This is a genomic window from Sporocytophaga sp., assembly GCF_017745095.1.
In the GTDB taxonomy this organism is placed as follows: Bacteria; Bacteroidota; Bacteroidia; order Cytophagales; family Cytophagaceae; genus Sporocytophaga.
In genome coordinates this window covers 342,095-360,091 of the sequence record NZ_JAGHZZ010000008.1, presented here as the reverse complement: position 1 = coordinate 360,091, position 17,997 = coordinate 342,095, and the positions used below count along the sequence as shown (strand labels likewise).

General features: G+C 36.3%; 14 protein-coding genes. 8 read left to right on the top strand and 6 right to left on the bottom strand.

The window, feature by feature from the left end; genetic code table 11:
* Positions 1–4: 4 nt before the first annotated feature.
* The 5 genes from J7604_RS14660 to J7604_RS14640 all read right to left on the bottom strand — a co-directional run bounded on the left by J7604_RS14660 (position 5) and on the right by J7604_RS14640 (position 3,930).
* Complete coding sequence (locus J7604_RS14660) at positions 5–763, bottom strand: universal stress protein (RefSeq protein WP_293897083.1); 759 nt, start codon at positions 761–763, stop codon at positions 5–7.
* A gap of 86 nt (positions 764–849) precedes the next feature.
* Complete coding sequence (locus J7604_RS14655) at positions 850–1,428, bottom strand: lipocalin family protein (protein WP_293897082.1); 579 nt, start codon at positions 1,426–1,428, stop codon at positions 850–852.
* An 80-nt stretch (positions 1,429–1,508) separates the two neighbouring features.
* The gene (locus J7604_RS14650; RefSeq protein ID WP_293897081.1) at positions 1,509–2,381 is read right to left on the bottom strand and encodes an MlaD family protein; all 873 of its coding nucleotides are present in this window, start codon (positions 2,379–2,381) and stop codon (positions 1,509–1,511) included.
* A 5-nt stretch (positions 2,382–2,386) separates the two neighbouring features.
* Positions 2,387–3,118, bottom strand: a complete 732-nt coding sequence (locus tag J7604_RS14645; protein WP_293897080.1) for an ABC transporter ATP-binding protein — start codon at positions 3,116–3,118, stop codon at positions 2,387–2,389.
* The gene (locus J7604_RS14640; RefSeq protein ID WP_293897079.1) at positions 3,115–3,930 is read right to left on the bottom strand and encodes an ABC transporter permease; all 816 of its coding nucleotides are present in this window, start codon (positions 3,928–3,930) and stop codon (positions 3,115–3,117) included. The genes J7604_RS14645 and J7604_RS14640 overlap by 4 nt, the downstream gene beginning before the upstream one ends.
* Positions 3,931–4,527: 597 nt before the next feature.
* On the opposite strand from J7604_RS14640, the gene J7604_RS14635 reads away from it, so the two are divergent.
* The 6 genes from J7604_RS14635 to J7604_RS14610 all read left to right on the top strand — a co-directional run bounded on the left by J7604_RS14635 (position 4,528) and on the right by J7604_RS14610 (position 15,286).
* Positions 4,528–6,894: a TonB-dependent receptor gene (locus J7604_RS14635; RefSeq protein ID WP_293897078.1), complete on the top strand. Its 2,367-nt coding sequence runs from the start codon at positions 4,528–4,530 to the stop codon at positions 6,892–6,894.
* Positions 6,895–6,914: 20 nt separating this feature from the next.
* Entirely contained in the window at positions 6,915–7,487 is a 573-nt protein-coding gene (locus J7604_RS14630) for a hypothetical protein (RefSeq protein WP_293897077.1), read from the top strand.
* 173 nt (positions 7,488–7,660) lie between these two features.
* On the top strand, positions 7,661–8,032 hold the full coding sequence (locus tag J7604_RS14625; protein ID WP_293897076.1) for a hypothetical protein: 372 nt from the start codon (positions 7,661–7,663) through the stop codon (positions 8,030–8,032).
* A 100-nt stretch (positions 8,033–8,132) separates the two neighbouring features.
* Positions 8,133–12,506, top strand: coding sequence for a CusA/CzcA family heavy metal efflux RND transporter (locus tag J7604_RS14620; RefSeq protein ID WP_293897075.1), 4,374 nt, complete (start codon positions 8,133–8,135; stop codon positions 12,504–12,506).
* Between the two features lie 2 nt (positions 12,507–12,508).
* Positions 12,509–13,702: an efflux RND transporter periplasmic adaptor subunit gene (locus tag J7604_RS14615; RefSeq protein ID WP_293897074.1), complete on the top strand. Its 1,194-nt coding sequence runs from the start codon at positions 12,509–12,511 to the stop codon at positions 13,700–13,702.
* Positions 13,703–13,882: 180 nt separating this feature from the next.
* A complete protein-coding gene (locus J7604_RS14610; protein WP_293897073.1) occupies positions 13,883–15,286 on the top strand; it encodes an aldehyde dehydrogenase family protein in 1,404 nt (467 codons plus the stop codon).
* Positions 15,287–15,293: 7 nt separating this feature from the next.
* On the opposite strand, the gene J7604_RS14605 is transcribed toward J7604_RS14610, so the two are convergent.
* Positions 15,294–16,394 carry an acyltransferase gene (locus J7604_RS14605; protein WP_293897072.1) on the bottom strand — a complete coding sequence of 367 codons (1,101 nt, stop codon included), beginning with the start codon at positions 16,392–16,394 and terminating at the stop codon, positions 15,294–15,296.
* Between the two features lie 107 nt (positions 16,395–16,501).
* Here J7604_RS14605 and J7604_RS14600 point away from each other — a divergent pair, with 107 nt between their 5' ends.
* Positions 16,502–17,305, top strand: a complete 804-nt coding sequence (locus J7604_RS14600) for an SDR family oxidoreductase (RefSeq protein WP_293897071.1) — start codon at positions 16,502–16,504, stop codon at positions 17,303–17,305.
* 237 nt (positions 17,306–17,542) lie between these two features.
* Positions 17,543–17,986, top strand: a complete 444-nt coding sequence (locus J7604_RS14595; protein ID WP_293897070.1) for a hypothetical protein — start codon at positions 17,543–17,545, stop codon at positions 17,984–17,986.
* Positions 17,987–17,997: the final 11 nt, after the last annotated feature.

Below are 17,997 nucleotides of genomic sequence, written 5' to 3'. Positions count from 1 at the left end.
TACATCATATTGTTGGAACAATCAGGATGGGTGTATCAGTGCAACATGGCATTCTGTCAATGTTATCTTGTTCAATGATCATCTGAAATATTCTGCTTGACTTTTCTATACATATTACATCAGCTCTTTGTTCTCTTGCAAAGGTTTCTAATCGTATAAGAATATTTTTGCAATCATTAATATGGACATCAATAGGCGGGGTTTTCAATGAGTGATGGAGACTTTCGAAGTTTGCGGCTACTTCTTTTTTCTCAAACCATTTAAGCCTCTCTTCTGCAAAATATAATACTTCAAATCTTCCTGAATATGGACGGATAAATTCTGCAATCCATCGGAAACTAAGGTAGTTTTGATCTTTTAAATGACTCACAAAAAGGAACTTGTTAAAGCTTTGAAAATTTGCATCTGGAGGGATAATTAAAATAGGGAAGCTGGACTGGTTAACAATTGATAAAGTAACTTTACTGATGAAGAAATTTTCTTCTTTATTTTTTCCTAAGCTACTTATCCCAACTATGTCCGCATGTGTTTTAGTAATTTCGTTTACGATCTCATCTGTTACATTTCCCCACAGTACCAATTTTTCATGTTTGATATTTTGAAGTAAGTCTTCCGTCTCTTCCGATAAGTGATGAGGTATAGGTGTTTGTACATGTACGAGTTCAATAGTGGCATTGCTTAATGCCGCTAAATCTTTAAGATACTTGATTGCATTTATTGAGTTATCGGAATAATCAGTTGGACAAACAATTTTGCGAATCATGGAACTAATGGTTTAATGTCTTTACACAACCTCATACTACAATAAGTGTTAATGGAAAGGCAGGATAAATATATCCTGCCTTAAAATTAACTGAATGTATTTTTAGCGAAAATTAGTTCAAGAGTGTTAAATCCCTGCTGTGTGGCTTTCTCCACCAAGCTTTTAATTGTTTCAAGGTCAAGTTCAGGTTTCCTGCTCATAATCCATAAGTACTTCCTTGATTCAGTACCAACTAAAGCATATTGATAATCAGGATCAACATCAATGATATTGTAATCGGCTGTAAATGGCCAGAAGAATTGAACTTTTAGTCTTGCATTATCAGATGCGTCTTTAGGCCAAGCAATGCCTTCTTCAGATTTAGTTTCACCTGTAGAATCGATATGACAAGAATTCACCACTTTAATGGTTCCATCTTCATTAATTGAATAGCTGGCTTTGGAAGAATAACAATGCTTCTCAAACCTATTTGGAAGACGCGCAATTTCATACCAGTCTCCGGAATATTTTTGAAGGTCAACGTTGGTCGCTACGTCAAGTGGAAGCCAATGTTCAGCGTTTTTCTTATATAAGTATACAAGGCCTGCAGTTACCCCTGCAGCAGCTATTGCCCCCAGACTTAGCGTCAAGGTTTCTTTTACCTGTTGTTTTTTTCGTCTGTTCATCTATCCCTCATTTACTAATTTAAACATTAATAGCAATCAGGAAGGTTTCGGATTAAAGAAACCAAAAGATTACCAGTGAATTAATCGTTTTTACCAAACAAGCGTATAATCCAGCTATTTCTTACTCTGCAACTTGTGAGCCCTACATCATCGGCCACTGTATTTATCTTACCCATGGTTTTGTCCACGTTCTGAGCCATGACAGTATCTGCGATGAACTTACCAAGTGTACTGCTATCATTATCCAGCTTTGCGGAGAATGAAACAATATTGGATGATGCAGTTATAGCATTGCCACTGGCAACTTTAAGACTATCCGTCAATTGGATCATATTCTCTGATGCCCGTTTTGTTTTTTTTCCTGTCTGCTCAAAGGCAAGAACCATCTCCTGAACCTGATTCAATAGTTGTTTGTCTGTGAGCAAAGTTCCCAGAGTTCCTTCACCATTGTTGATTTTTTCGGTTAAGGTATTAATGTTGTTAGTAATATGTTTAGCATTGGTTCCCATTTGATTTAACTCAGCCAATAATCTGTCAAGATCCAATGGCTCTGTGGTGGAAATTTCTTCACCACTGCCAAGACTTAACTCCTCGGGAGTTCCTGGAGATATCTTTACGTATTTGGTTCCTAGTAACCCTTCATTACTTATGCTGGCCTTAGAATCTTTTTTAATAAATTCAGAAGAATTCTTATCGACTGCCATAGTTACCCGTATGTTCGAATCTGATATAATCTGGATCGATTCAACTGCACCTATTTCCACTCCTGAGTATCTTACAGAGTTACCTTCCTTCAGACCACCTACGTTCTTAAAGTTTGCAATAAGTTTTCTTTTTGTTCCGAACATTTGCTGATTTGAACCAATGTAAAAGATTAGTACAGTAAGCAGTACAATTCCCACCAGCATAAAAACCCCTAACTTTATTCTGTCTAATATCCTTTTCTTTTTCATCTTCTTTATTCAAAGAAAGCCCTTACCCACTCTTGATCTGATCTCTTCAACTCTTCAAAGGATCCTTCCACATCCATCTTACCATTATTCAGGAGCAATATCCTGTCAGCAGTAAGTCTTGCACAATACATATCGTGCGTCACTATTATGGCCGAAATTCCATTGGTGGCCCTCATCTCTAATATTAACTCTATTATTTCTTTAGATGTTACAGGGTCGAGTCCGGTGGTGGGTTCATCATATAAAATGACCTCAGGTTCAAGAATTAATGTACGTGCCAGTGCTATTCTTTTCTTCATCCCACCGGAAAGTTCCTGTGGCATTTTGTTAATGGAACTTAATAATCCTACTCTTTGAAGTGCAAGGCGTACAGCTTCTTTAATTTCTTTATGTGATTTAGGATGAGGTTGTCTTTTAAGAGGAAAGGCAAGGTTTTCTTCTACATTCATTGAGTCATAGAGCGCTCCTTCCTGAAATAAATACCCAACTTTTTTGCGCAATGAAATGACTTCATCTTCATGCAGGTCATCTAGATTTTTTCCGAAGACACTGATAAAGCCTGAATCTGGTTCAAACAATCCTATTATAGATCGAAGTAGAACCGACTTTCCAGATCCGGATTTTCCAATGATACATAAATTTTCTTCTTTCTTTAAGCTTATATTTATTCCGTCAAGAACCACCTTTCCCTTAAAGGATTTGTATAGGTCTTTCACTTCAATGACATTCTCCTTCATACGAAATTTGATTGGTAATAATGCGACAACTGAGCAGCCAGCATGTCAAGAAAAAAGATTATCAATGAGGAAATGACAACCGACGCATTGGCAGCTTTTCCAACACCGACAGTTCCATAGTCAGCCCTGTAACCATAGAAACATGAAACCATAGCTATTGTAAATCCAAAGAAAAACGCTTTAATAATGGATGGTACAAAGTCATAAAAGTACATATAGTCAAATGCTGAGTTGATATACATTGTGACACTCATGTCATCGGTTATGTTTACAGCCACATAGGATCCAATAAGAGATAGTCCTGCAGAATAGATCACAAGGAATGGCATGGTTATAGTCATTGCCAAAACTCTTGTTACAACCAGATATTTATAAGGGTCGACACCTGATATAGACATTGCATCTATCTGATCTGTAACTTTCATGGATCCTATCTCTGCACCTATTCCGGATCCCGTTTTGCCTGCGCAGATAAGGCCTGTAAGCACTGGACCAATTTCTCTTATAACAGCGATAGCCACCATATTGGGTATCAAATCTTCGGCCCCAAAGGTCTTCATGGAGGGGTATAGTTGTAGTGACATTACAAAGCCAATAATGAAGGCTGTAGTAGTTACCAGGAAAAGAGACTTGTAGCCAAGTCTGAAGATTTGAGTGAATAATTCATCCAGCTCATAAGGAGGATGCCATACCAATGCGAAGAAACGAGAGGTGAATACTGTTAGTTCTCCGAGTGTACGAAAGAAATTACCTTTGCTTTTTTCGCTCTTTTCCGGGATGTTTTCCTCAGGTTGTTCGGTATCTTTTTTCATGCCGTAAAAACACTCCCTCTGTTCTTCCGGGAGTATATTTTAATAACATGTTAGAACAGAAAACGGCCATAAAATGAATAAAAAAAATCCTGGAGCCTTTATAATCAGCATTTTTTGAAAAGAGATTTATACAAATTTTTAATGTATCTCAAGAAGTTGGATGGTGAAGTTTATTGTATATATTTGTATAGTTATCATTTATCCTGACTGCTTGGAAAAATTTCTTAAATATAAAATTCTTCCCTTTTTAATCCTGATAAGCATATTGTTTACTCAGGTGGCAGTTAATTATCTCCACCATCATAGTGAGAAATCCTCAAAGGAACTTAGCATAGGAGTTACAAAGGAAAAGTGTAAGGTCTGTTCAATTGATCTTTATCATGATGTTTTCTTTCAGGATAATCATACTTTATCATTCCTGCATAAGCATCTTGATTTAAAGGGAAACTTCATTGTTTTCTCCCTTGATAATACTACTTTTTTCAAGTCAGGAAGAGCTCCTCCTGTTTGTTGATTTTCATTTCTTTATTTTGAATACTCTGTATATGAGTATTTAATTTCTTCTATTACACACTATTTTATTATTCATTCAGGAAAATGAAAGTAAGGATACTTTTGGTATTCGCTCTTTTATTGTTTTCCTCTATGGTCTGCGCTCAGGTAGATTCAGCTAATGCGAATACCTGTAGGTTCAGGCTTGAAGGAGACGTTAAAGACGGAGAAACCAATACTATATTACCTGGTGCCATGATTGTTATTGATGGCGGTGCAGGTACTGTTTCAGATGATGTTGGTCATTTTCATTTCACAAACCTTTGTAAAGGGAAATATAAGATTACTGTTACTTTCCTTGGCTATAAAACTATTGTCCAAACCCTCGATTTGAATGAGAATCTTTATAAAACCTTCATTCTTCATTCGGATTCATGTTTGCTGGAATCTATAATAATAACATCTTCAAAGCCTGTCTATGAAAGTAGTCAGAGTGTGCAGGAAATTTCAGGAAGAGCGCTTGATCGAACACGAGGCTTTTCTTTAGGTGAATCTCTTAAGGGGATTGCAGGAGTTAATACATTACAAACCGGTCCATCAATTTTCAAACCTGTTATTCAGGGAATGTACGGAAACAGAGTGCTGATCCTAAGTAACGGTGTAAGACTGGAAGGACAACAATGGGGCTCAGAGCATGCCCCTGAAATTGATCCCTTTATTGCTGATAAGATTAAGATCGTTAAAGGTGCTTCTGGTGTTTTATATGGTTCTGATGCAATCGGTGGAGTAATACTTGTGGAACCCAGACCTCTGCGCAGTAAAAGCGGAGTGGGTGGTGAATTTAACCTTGCCGGATTTTCAAATAACAGAGAAGGTGTTGTTTCTGGTATCATTGACTATAGTGTGAAGCAAGTCAAAGGTTTAAGCTTTAGAGTTCAAGGAACCTTAAAATATGCAGGTAATTCGAAAACTCCAGATTATTATATGAGAAACACAGCCTTTAGAGAACAGAACTTCTCCTGGGCTGCAGGTTACAAAAGAGAAGAATGGGGCATTGATATATTTTATAGTCAATTCAATTCGAAGATAGGAATACTTTCAGCTTCTCATATTGGAAACCGGGACGATCTTATAAGGGCTATTAAGAGTCCTGTGCCTCTTGAAACTTCAGGTTTTAGCTACGCTATAGAAAGGCCATATCAAGAGATTTATCATGAACTTGGACGGTTGCATGCTTTTCGGAAATTTCATAACAAAAGTAATTTGGAGTTAATCCTTGCCCGTCAGTTTAACGATAGATCTGAATATGACAAGCACAGACCATATAAGGATCAGCTTAAAGATGGTCCTCAGTCAAGGTTTAAAATAACGACGTATACAGGAACAGTCTATTTGAATCAGAACTATTTTAAAAAGTATTCTGGTACGTGGGGGCTTAGTTTTATTCAGCAAGCCAATACTGTTCGTTTTAGATCTTTCATTCCTAATTTCAGGAGTTATGCAGGAGGTATTTTTCTTACAGAAAGGAGAAAGTTCGAAAGTCTTGAGTTAGAAGGGGGCTTGCGATATGATTATAAATGGATGCGTATCTATAAGTATGAAAATGGAGTTATTATTTCTCCTTCATTTGTTTTTTCTAATATCTCAGGAACAATAGGTGCTGTTAAAACAATTGACGATCATCTGAAAGTTAGGCTGAACATAGGTACATGTTTCAGACCACCTGCTGTTAGCGAACTATTCAGCGATGGTCTACATCACGGTACCGGCAGAATTGAAAAGGGAGATAAGAAGCTTAATTCCGAATATGCATATAATACTTCTCTTACATTTGATTATAAGTTTAAGAAAATCTATGGAGAAGTTAATTTGTATAACAATTATATAAAGGATTATATCTATCTGGTTCCTGGTCGTGAGCTTGACAGTTCCGGAATTAATTACGTTCCTGAATTTGAATCATTAATAAGTGGGACTTCCCCTGTCTTCAGGTATGTCCAGACGGATGCTATGTTTACAGGTATTGATTTAACTTTTAATGATTCATTAAGCAAACATTTTATATTCAGCACAAGGCTATCTTTACTGAGGGCATATAATACAAAAGCTAGGGAAAATATTATTCTGACACCTCCTGCTAATATGGAAAATGGATTGAAGTATTCCTTTAATCGTATTCCTTCTTTAAAAGAAGCCTATTTGAAAGTAGGGAATACAATAGTGCTTCAGAAGAAAAATGTTCCTTCTGATCAGGATCTTAAAGCTCCACCTAAAGGATATACCCTATGGTCATTGGAAACAGGCTTTGGAGTGATGGCAGGTAAACAAGAGCTTTATTTTACAATTACTGTTTATAACCTTCTCAATAAAAAGTACAGGGATTATCTGGATGCCTTCAGATACTTTACTGACGAACCCGGAAGAAATTTTGTGGTAAGGTTAAAAGTCCCTTTCGATTTATCTAAAAAATAATTTCTAAACCTTTAAAATTTATGAACTTTAATAATCTTTCAATTCTATTCTTTTTAAGCATTGCTTTATCTTTAACTGCTTGTAAAAAAGATGATGGAAATGTTGCTAATCCTGAGAATCCTAATGAAAATGAAATGATCACAACGGTACAGGTACTTCTCACTAATACTGCAAATTCTACAGATCAGACCAAAGTTACTTTCAGACAGATGCAGGGGCTTAGAACTTCACTTTCTCCATTCGTTGAGACAATGAGGTTGAAAGCAAATACAACTTATTCAGCAGAGATTTTTTTGCTGGATGAATCGAAAACTCCTGCAGATACTATCTCCAATGAGGTTAGAGAAGAAGGAGATGAGCATCAGTTTTTCTTTAAAGTTGAAAATGCAAACCTCACTGTTTCATATGATGATGCAGATAAAAATGGGGTACCTATAGGTCTTAAAAACATAGTCAAAACGGGAGAGCCAAGTATAGGAAGTCTTGAAGTAATCCTTAAACATCAAGGAGAAGAAAAGCCTAAATCAGGAAATGGAAATGAACTACTTGGCTCAACGGATGTGGATGTTAACTTTACAGTAGAAATTGAATAGTATTCTGAATTTGATTTATTGAAAAAAGGCTCTTTGTAAACGCATTGAGCCTTTTTTATGATCTTCCCTAAGGTTTGATTATAAAATAATTGTGTATTTCTGAACATGGGTGTCTGAAAATGGTTTGAAAAATGATTTCCTGAGTATTAAAAAAATATCTTATTTTTATGGAAATGAAATCATTTATATCCATAACGATGGCAATGCTTCTTTTCCTAGGAGGATTGTTTTGCAACGATATGGAGGAGGTTTTTAAAGTGCCCTCTTTGATAAGTCATTATCTGGAACACAAGAAAACAGCCTCTGGAGATTTCAGTTTTGTGGATTTTTTGAAAATGCATTATGGAAGCAGTCATGCGCATGATGCCAATAATCCGGATTTGCCATTTTACCATCACAATTATCCTCCACTGACTTTCACTATTACCTTTCCTTTTGAATTGAATTTTAGGACTTTCAAAAAGGAAACATTCTATTACTCTTTTTATAAAAGGGATTATTTTTTAGAAGTATCACTTTCAACCTTTAAACCGCCTAAGGTTTAATCCTTTCCCTTCTTTATAAGTTTTGTTGCTTCTGTCACCTCTGTCACCTCAGATCCAGGCGGTGATGGTATGCTTTTATTTCATTAAGTAATAGAATATTATGATTAATAAGATCATTCGATTTAGTATTCAAAATAAATTGATTGTCGGGGTTTTTATAGCCATTTTATTGGCCTTTGGAGGGTATTCCCTTAAAAACCTTCCGATAGATGCTGTGCCCGATATTACGAATAATCAGGTACAGGTCATTACATTTTCGCCAACGTTGGCTGCCGAGGAAATAGAACGTTTTATAACCTACCCGGTAGAGCTGCAAATGGCAACAATACCTGGTGTTATTGAAATTCGCTCTGTATCAAGATTTGGGCTTTCTGTAATTACTATAGTTTTTAAAGATGAGGTGGAAATGCTTGATGCCCGTCAGATGGTAGGTGAAAGGATTGCTATGGCTCAGCAAGAAATTCCTCAGGGATTAGGTAATCCTGAAATGGCTCCTGTAACCACAGGGCTAGGCGAAATATTCCAATATATGGTGCAGGCTAAACCAGGTTATGAGAATAAATATTCTGCTATGGAACTCAGAACGATTCAGGATTGGATTGTGAAACGACAGTTGCTGGGCACTAAAGGTGTAGCGGAAGTCAGCTCTTTTGGTGGCTTTGTAAAGCAATATGAAGTAGCTATGAATCCTGAAAAGCTACGCGGAATGAATGTCACCATTCCCGAAATTTTCAAAGCACTGCAGTTAAATAATCAGAATACAGGCGGGGCATACATCGATAAAAAGCCTACTGCTTATTTTATCAGAGGCGTAGGACTTATTGAAGATACAACAGATATTGATGAGATAGTTGTTAAAAATGTCAATGGGATACCTGTATTGATGAGGGATGTCGCGGAAGTCAGAATGGGTTATGCAAACAGGTATGGTGCTATGACCTACAATGACCAGGGGGAGGTGGTAGGAGCAATAGTACTTATGCTGAAAGGAGAAAACTCCGCTGAAGTTGTAGGAAATGTAAAGGAACGGATAGAAAAGATATCCAAAACACTTCCTGAAGGTATTGAGATTGTGCCCTTCCTTGATAGATCAGATCTAGTGGACCGCGCTATAAAAACAGTTTCAAAAAATCTTATTGAAGGTGCCTTAATAGTCATTTTTGTCCTTGTTGTTTTTCTCGGGAATATCAGAGCAGGATTGATAGTTGCATCGGTAATCCCTCTTTCGATGCTTTTTGCGATAAGCCTGATGTATCTTTTCGGAGTTTCAGGTAACCTAATGAGTCTGGGAGCTATAGACTTCGGACTTATTGTTGATGGTGCAGTAATTATAGTTGAAAGTGTTATTCATAACCTTGTACTGAAACATCCATCACTGAACAGAAGGCTTACTCAGAATGAAATGAATGAGGAAATCTATAGCTCTGCTACTAAAATGATGAACTCTGCAGCATTCGGTCAGATTATTATTCTTATTGTTTATCTTCCAATTCTGGCTCTTGTAGGTATAGAAGGAAAAATGTTCAGACCAATGGCTCAGGCGGTTTCATTCGCAATTCTAGGAGCACTTATTCTGTGTGTTACTTATGTGCCTATGATGGCTTCCTTGTTTCTGAGTAAGAAGATATCTCAGCATAAAAACTTATCTGATAAAATAATGGAAGTGCTTCAAAAAGCCTATCATCCTGTCATTAACGCTGCACTGAATGCGAGAATAATTATAGTCAGTGTTGCTGTGGCATTACTTGGAATAAGCATCTTGCTTTTTATAAATATGGGTGGTGAGTTTCTTCCAACTCTTGAAGAAGGAGATTTTGCAGTAGAGACAAGGCTTTTGCCTGGAAGTTCACTTTCTCAAACAATCGAAACTTCATTAAAAGCTTCGGATATTCTTTTAAGAAAATTTCCGGAAGTTAAATTGACAGTTGGCAAAATTGGTACAGCTGAAATACCAACAGATCCTATGCCTATGGAAGCATGTGATCTTATGATCATATTGAAAGATAAGGACGAATGGACTTCCGCAGAGACAAGGGAAGAACTTGCAGAAAAGATGTCCAAAGAGTTAGAGCGCCTTCCAGGAGTTAATTTTGGATTTCAGCAGCCTATACAAATGAGATTTAATGAGCTCATGACAGGAGCTAAGCAGGATCTTGCTATAAAAATTTTCGGAGAAAATATGGAGGTTCTGGCATCCAAGGCAAATCAGGTCGCAAACCTAATCAAAGATATTAAAGGTGTCTCCGATATTTATGTAGAACCTGTAACTGGCCTTCCTCAGATTACTGTGAAATATAAGAGGGGTAAAATCGCTCAGTATGGCCTTGCTATCTCTGATGTAAATGATGTAGTCAGATCCTCATTTGCCGGAGCCGTTGCAGGGGAGGTTTTTGAAGGGGAGAAGAGATTCGATCTCGTAGTACGTTTACAGGAACCTTTCAGAAGAGATATAAAAGATGTTAAAGGCATGTATGTGGTGCTGCCTTCAGGTATGCAAATTCCGATAACAGAGGTTGCAGACATTGAATATTCTGAGGGGCCTATACAGATTTCAAGAGAAGATACAAAAAGAAGAATCGTAATTGGTGTCAATGTGCGCGATCGTGACGTGGAATCTATGGTTCAGGAAATAAGCAGTAAGCTGGATGCAAAGCTTGATCTTCCTGCAGGATATTTTGTCACTTATGGTGGACAGTTTGAAAACCTTGTTGAAGCCAAGCAGAGACTTTCATTGGCAGTTCCTGTAGCACTTGGACTTATTTTAATCATTCTGTTTTTTACTTTCAAATCATTAAAAGAAACCTTGCTGATTTTTACAGCAATACCGTTCTCTGCAATAGGTGGTGTTTTTGCATTGCTCTTAAGGGATATGCCTTTCAGTATTTCAGCAGGCGTGGGATTTATAGCCCTGTTTGGTGTGGCCGTGTTAAATGGTATGGTACTGATCAGTTACTTTAATCAGCTTAAAGCTGAAGGTATTGAAAACGTTTACGAGCGAGTTCTGAAGGGCACTGAAATGAGACTAAGGCCTGTAATCATGACTGCTTCCGTAGCTTCCATGGGATTCTTGCCAATGGCATTGTCCAATACTTCCGGAGCTGAAGTTCAAAAGCCATTAGCTACAGTGGTGATAGGTGGACTTATATCTGCAACTCTACTTACATTGATAGTGTTACCTGTTCTTTATACACTTTTTTATAAAAATGAGGATGAAGGTGGGGGTGCAGGAATAGATAAAGCATTTGTATTGATCCCTTTATTTATTCTGGGTTCTGTCTCTTTAAGTTTAGGGCAAGCTCCGGTCAAGGCTTTGTCAGCTGAAGAAGCATTTAATATCGCCCTTCAGAACAATCCATCTATGGCTGCAGCAAGGTATGACATTAAAGCTCAGGAAGCTTTGAAGAAATCTTATCTTGATATTCCCAAAACCAATGTCAGTCTTATGTATGGACAGTTCAACAGTCTTAATAATGACAATAACATCACTATTAATCAATCTATAGCTTTTCCTACATTTTATTCAAGTCAGAATAATTATTACAGGGAGCAGGTAAAAGCTTCAGAGGTAAAGGCAGATGTTACAGGTAATGAATTAAAGAGAAATGTAAGGAGTGCTTATTACAATTTACTTTATTTTGAGTCTAAGCATATGCTGCTTAATTATGAGGATAGTATCTATCAGGATTTCATGAAAGCTGCTGATCTTAGATTCAAAACCGGTGAATCTACTTACCTGGAAAAGCTAACAGCCGAAGCTCAGGTAGCTGAGTTTAGGAATCTGATTTTAAAGAATCATGCTGATATGCAGATTTATCAAAAACAATTGAGGGTTTATTTGAATGTTTCAGATAGTATCATCACGACTGAAAAATTTGATAAGCTAAATCTTTCTGTGTCCCCTGATTCTGCAACTGTAGAGGCTAATCCATTGTTGAGTTATATACGTCAGCAGGTAAAGGTGAATAAAGCTTTTGTCAGAGTGGAAAGAGCGAGGTTTCTGCCAGATTTTAGTTTCGGATATTTTAATCAGACTTTGCAGGGTGTACAAAGTATAAACGGAACAGAGCGGTATTTCGGACCTGGATACCGATTTCAGGGAATAATGGCGGGAGTTTCTGTACCTGTTATTTTCAAACCCTATTATGCAAGAATTACTAGTGTAAAGTTGAATCAGAAAGTAACCGAGAGCTTACTGGAATACAATACCAAAAACCTTGAAGGAGAGTATGCCATGCTTATGCAGCAGTATAAGAAGAATCTCAGCAGTCTTAGTTATTTCGAATCAATTGGTCTGAAACAGGCTGAGCTTATCATTAGCAATTCGATAAAGGCTTTCCGAGCTGGAGAGATTGGATATGTAGAATATCTGCAAGGATTAGGTAGGGCTCTTTCTATAAAATCAGGCTATCTGGATACAATCAATAATTACAATCAAACCATCATTGCAATCGACTATATAGCAGGAGGAAATTAATCATGAAAGTTTATAATATAATATTGTTTATAGTTTCACTTTTTCTTTTTTCACTATGCAATTCTAAAAAGGAAGAAGTTTCATCTGAGTCTTCTAAAGAAACGAGTGTTTCTGATACTACAAAGAGTGGTGAAGAATTGAAAGTTATAGAATTATCCGGAGATCAATTTACCACGGCAGGTATAGAGCTTGGAAGCTTCGACAGGAAGAATCTCAAAAGTGTTGTAAAAGCTAACGGATATCTGGAAGTACCACCTCAAAAGAGGGCTTTCGTTTCTACTTTTATAGGCGGTGTTGTGAAGTCTGTAAATGTTATTCAAGGTAAGTATGTAAAAAAAGGACAAACACTAGCGGTGCTTGAACATCCTGATTTTACAAGGATACAGGAAGAATACCTTAAGGCCAAAGATAATATGACTTTTCTGGAAAAGGAATATGAACGTCAGAAAGAACTTTATAATGAAAATGTTTCGTCAGGCAAAGTATTTCAACAAGCCGAAGCAAACTACAAGTCAGAGAAAAGCAGACTGGCGTCTTTAAAAGATCAGTTAGATAAGTTGAATATATCCATCGCTAATCTTAATAATGGGATTATAGCTTCATCAGTTTCTGTAAAATCACCTATTGATGGGTATATCACGGAAATTAATGTCAATATTGGAAGCTTTGCACAACCTGCTATTCAGCTTTTTGAGGTGGTTGATAATAGTCATCTTCATGTAGAGTTGAATGTTTTTGAAAAAGATTGGTATAAAGTAAAACAGGGACAAAAAGTATTATTCTCTCTCCCATCTGGTGGAGACAAGAATATTGAGGGGTATGTGTTTTCAGTAGGTAAGACAATTAATCCCCAAACAAGGGCTTTGCCAGTGCATACTGAAATAGCGGGCAATACTGATTTGGTTCCGGGAATCTACGTTCATGGGCTTATTGATGTGGGAGCCAATGAAGTGAATGCATTACCTGATGATGCCATTATAAAAATGGGAGAGAATGAATATATCTTTGTTTTGAGTGAAGAAAAGAAAAGCGAAAAGGCAAAGACCTACATTTTTAGCATGGAAGAGGTTAAAACAGGTGTAAGTGATTTGGGATATACAGAAGTGAATCCCGTTCAATCATTTAATAATAAAATGATTGTAAAGAAAGGGGCTTATTATCTATTTGCCAAGATGAAGCAAGGAGAGGGAGAATAAAAGGAGCAATAGTTTGAGCAAGAGCAACAAAATGTTTCCGAAATGCTTACTGTTGCTATGTTTTCTATTCTGTAAAGGTTGTGGTGCTTATTTTAAAAAATGATTTTCAAAAAAGGAACAAACATTAAGTTCCTTTTTTTATTTTTAAATAGCCGGTAATATTGATAAAACAGAGTTAATATGGATTCCTCACTAAAGCAAATTTTTGAGCATCAGCGTATTTTTTTTAATGAGCATCTTAGGTATCAGGAAATCAGATTCAGAAAACAAAAGTTGAAAAATATCAGGAAATGGATATTAAACAACCAAAAATTAATCAGGGAGGCCTTGTACGAAGACCTGCGCAAGCCGGAGCCCGAAGCTGATTTTGGAGATATTAAACCCGTGCTCTGGGAAATCGATCATACACTGGAAAAACTTGATGATTGGGTGAAAGAAAGAAGAGTTGAGAATATTACTGCTATGTATGGGGTGAAACCTTCAGTTGTATTCGAGCCTATGGGAGTTGTGCTTATTATTGCGCCCTGGAATTTTCCATTTAACTTATCGATCGGGCCGCTGGTCTCCGCTATTGCTGCTGGCAATTGTGTAGTTCTTAAACCTTCAGAATATTCAGGTGCAACTACAAAAATCATCATTAAGATGATAGAAAGTTTGTTTTCTGAAAAAGAAGTAAAAGTAGTCTCAGGAGAAGCTGACGTTGCAGAAGAGTTATTGAACCTGCCTTTTAATCACATCTTTTTTACAGGCAGCACAGAAGTTGGAAAAAAGGTAATGAAAGCTGCAGCAGAAAACCTGAGCTCAGTGACTCTGGAATTGGGAGGTTGCAATCCTCTTATTATTGATGATAGTGCTAATCTTAAAGATGCTGCTCAAAAGGTTTTGTTCGGGAAGTTTGTGAATGCAGGACAGTCATGTCTTTCTGTAAATACAATCTTTATTGATTATAAGGTTAAAGAAAAGTTTGAGAAAATTCTATTAGAACATTTTTACAAATTTTATCCTGATTTTAAAAGCGGAAAAATGAAAGATCTGGCTTCTATCATCAATCAAAAGCATGTAGATAGGTTGTGCAAAATGATAGATACCTCAATAGCTTCAGGAGCAATAAATCTTCTTGATAAAATCCCTCCACAAGAAAATTTTGTGCCTCCTGCGATCCTCACAAATGTATCATTGGATGCCACTATTCTTAAGACTGAAGTATTCGGACCTGTGCTTCCGATTGTGGGGTATAAGAAAATTTCGGAGGTAATCAATTTTATAAGGACTAACCACAAACCATTGGCGCTTTATATATTTTCAAAAGATCAGGATACTGTGGATTATATATCACAAAGCCTTTCTTCAGGTGCCATATGCATCAATGATACTACATTGCATTTTGTGCATCCTTACCTTCCTTTTGGAGGCGTAAATTATAGTGGTATAGGCAGGTCGCACGGATATAGCGGTTTTAAGGCTTTCTCTAATGAACGTGCAGTTTTAAAACAAAGAGTGGGATTTACTGGAGTAAAGCTCATTTATCCGCCATATAGTAAGAAAGTAAAATTTTTTATCAGGTTTATAATGAGGTTTTTATAATTGGAAATTACTTTTTTATGTAAGCTAATGCATCTGATTTTGTCGGTTTTTCTCCTAAGTTTAGAAAATGCTTTTCAAACAAATGATAAGAGGTAATGCTAATGGCAATGGTTATCAGAAGGCTTGATATAGAAAGGAGGAGTGTATTAAACGTATTATTTTCAGCTAATCCCGATAAGCTAAAAATCTTTATCATGAGGTTTATCACGATAGTGTGATATATATACATTCCATAAGTGAATGCTCCAAGATAAGTGAAAAGATTTTGTCTGTTTGTTTCTTCTGTTTTTATACCCGCTAAAAACGAAATGACAAACATGAAAAGTATCCCGAAGCACAATGGTTCAATAATATGTTTTAAAGGAAAGCTTAGTTTCGGGACAACGAAAACAAAACAAACCGCTATGATATAAATGAAAATTTTCAAAGCACGAGGGATATAACTGTTCCATTTTTCAAATACATCGTTTCGCATTACATAAAGATAGGCAGGTATAGCCCCGAAGGCAAAATAGTCCAGGTTGCTTGCAAGATCTGCAGAAACCAATGCATGACTGTGATAAAAGATTCTGAAAGGTGTAGCTGTTATCAAGGCCAAACCAATGAGGAATATGGAATTTTTAGGCTTAAGGAAAATGAAAGCTAGTCCCCAAAGTATATAAAAATGAATTTCAGTACAAAGACTCCAAACCACACTTAAGGGAGAAACATTAGCGGAATCTCTTTCCAGCATCATCTTGTAGTTTTCCATAAAAGTTAAAGACCATATGAGTTCGGGATTGTATCCTTTGTTGGAAAACGGTAATTGTAATAAAATAAGAATTGTAGGAGTGAGGAAGGCAAATGCTATAATAAGATAATATAGGGGTACAATTCTACATGCACGCTTGATGATAAATTTTATGAAATTAAATGATTGATTTTTATTCTTTTCATTTAGAATTATAAAGGTTATCAGAAAGCCGCTGAGTATGAAAAAGAATCTTTCAGCTCCTGTGCTTTGGAGTAAATGCAATGTGGGTAATATAGCTAAGGGTAAATGACTTAAAAAAACTTTTAAAAAAACTATAAACCTGACAGTATCAAATTGAAAGCGTTTTTTGCCCATTTTACCTTTCGTTTCAGAATGTAATTTACTAAGGATTGCTCTAAATACAATAATCGAACGCTGAATGAGCTGAACTTATATACTTTGATGGAGTTTGATATTTAGATATGAAGATTCAAAGACTGAAAGGGCAATCTGCCATAATTACAGGATCTAGTTCGGGCATAGGTGAAGCTATTGCGATCGAACTTGCAGTTGAAGGAGCAAAAGTGGTTATTAATTATTCTCACAGTGAAAAAGCTGCATTTGATATAGTCAGAGGCATTAAAAAGAATGGAGGAGAAGCAATTGCAATTAAAGCTGATGTGAGCAATGAAAATGATGTGAAAGATATGTTTAAAGAAGCAATCTCTACTTTTGGGACAATAGATATATTGGTTAATAATGCAGGTATTCAGAAAGATGCCAGCATAACGGAAATGAGTCTGAATGATTGGAAGCTCGTATTGGATATAAACCTAACGGGGCAATTTCTTTGTTCTAGGGAAGCTATTAAAGAGTATAGAAGACGCGGATTAACAGAAACTTCTTGTGCCCTTGGTAAAATAATATGTATGAGCTCTGTTCATGAAATCATACCATGGAGTGGTCATGTGAATTATTCAAGTTCAAAAGGAGGAGTGAGTATGTTTATGAAGTCAATGGCCCAGGAGGTAGGTAGAGATAAAATAAGGGTTAATGCAATAGCACCGGGAGCCATAAAAACCAGGATTAATAAAGAGATCTGGGCGACAAAAGAAGCTGAGCAAAAAGTTTTGGAACTTATCCCTTACAACAGGCTAGGGGAAGCAAAAGACGTTGCGAAAGTGGCTGCCTGGTTAGCTTCGGATGAAAGTGACTATATTCACGGTACTACAATATTTGTTGATGGTGGTATGGCCCTTTACCCTGGATTTGTAGACAATGGATGATCTTCCGAATTTAAAATCGGAAGAATTCTGGGAAAGTTCACTTGTCAAATTAAATTTGAGAAAATCTTATTAAATTATATTACAATTTCCATACAGCTGAATTTTTTTAATTCAATTTTTTGTATTGGCTATATTTTCAAATTAGAATTAATATCAAAAAAGAGTTTAGAATATTTTGATATAGATTTAATTATTTTATAATTGTTTAAAGTTATCTTGTATCAAATTTGAGCTAACATGAATAATCTGGTTGAAATAGGCAAAAGGCTTAAAGAGTTTCTTGATTATAAAAAGATGAAAGTTAATGAGTTAGGTAGGATGAGTGATACTTCAGGAACTCAGATTTATAATATAGTAAAAGGGAAAAAATACGGTGTAGATAAATTTATAAGCGTAGTAAATGCCCTCCCTGACTTAAATATTTACTGGTTATTGTTCGGAGATGGTCATATGTTAAAAGAGACCGTTCTAAAATATAATAATGCAACTTCAGGTGAAGCAGAATTGCTTATTAAGGAACTCGAAAACCTGAAAGTACTTATCAGTTATCAGGAAATGACACTTAATGCTTATAAGCGATCTCTTGATATGGCTGCAAGTACTAATGATGATTTGAAAAAAATGGTTGAGTTCTACAGATCTCAGGCTGAGAACAAATCTTCAAATATTAAAAGCGCTTGATTGTAGCAAAC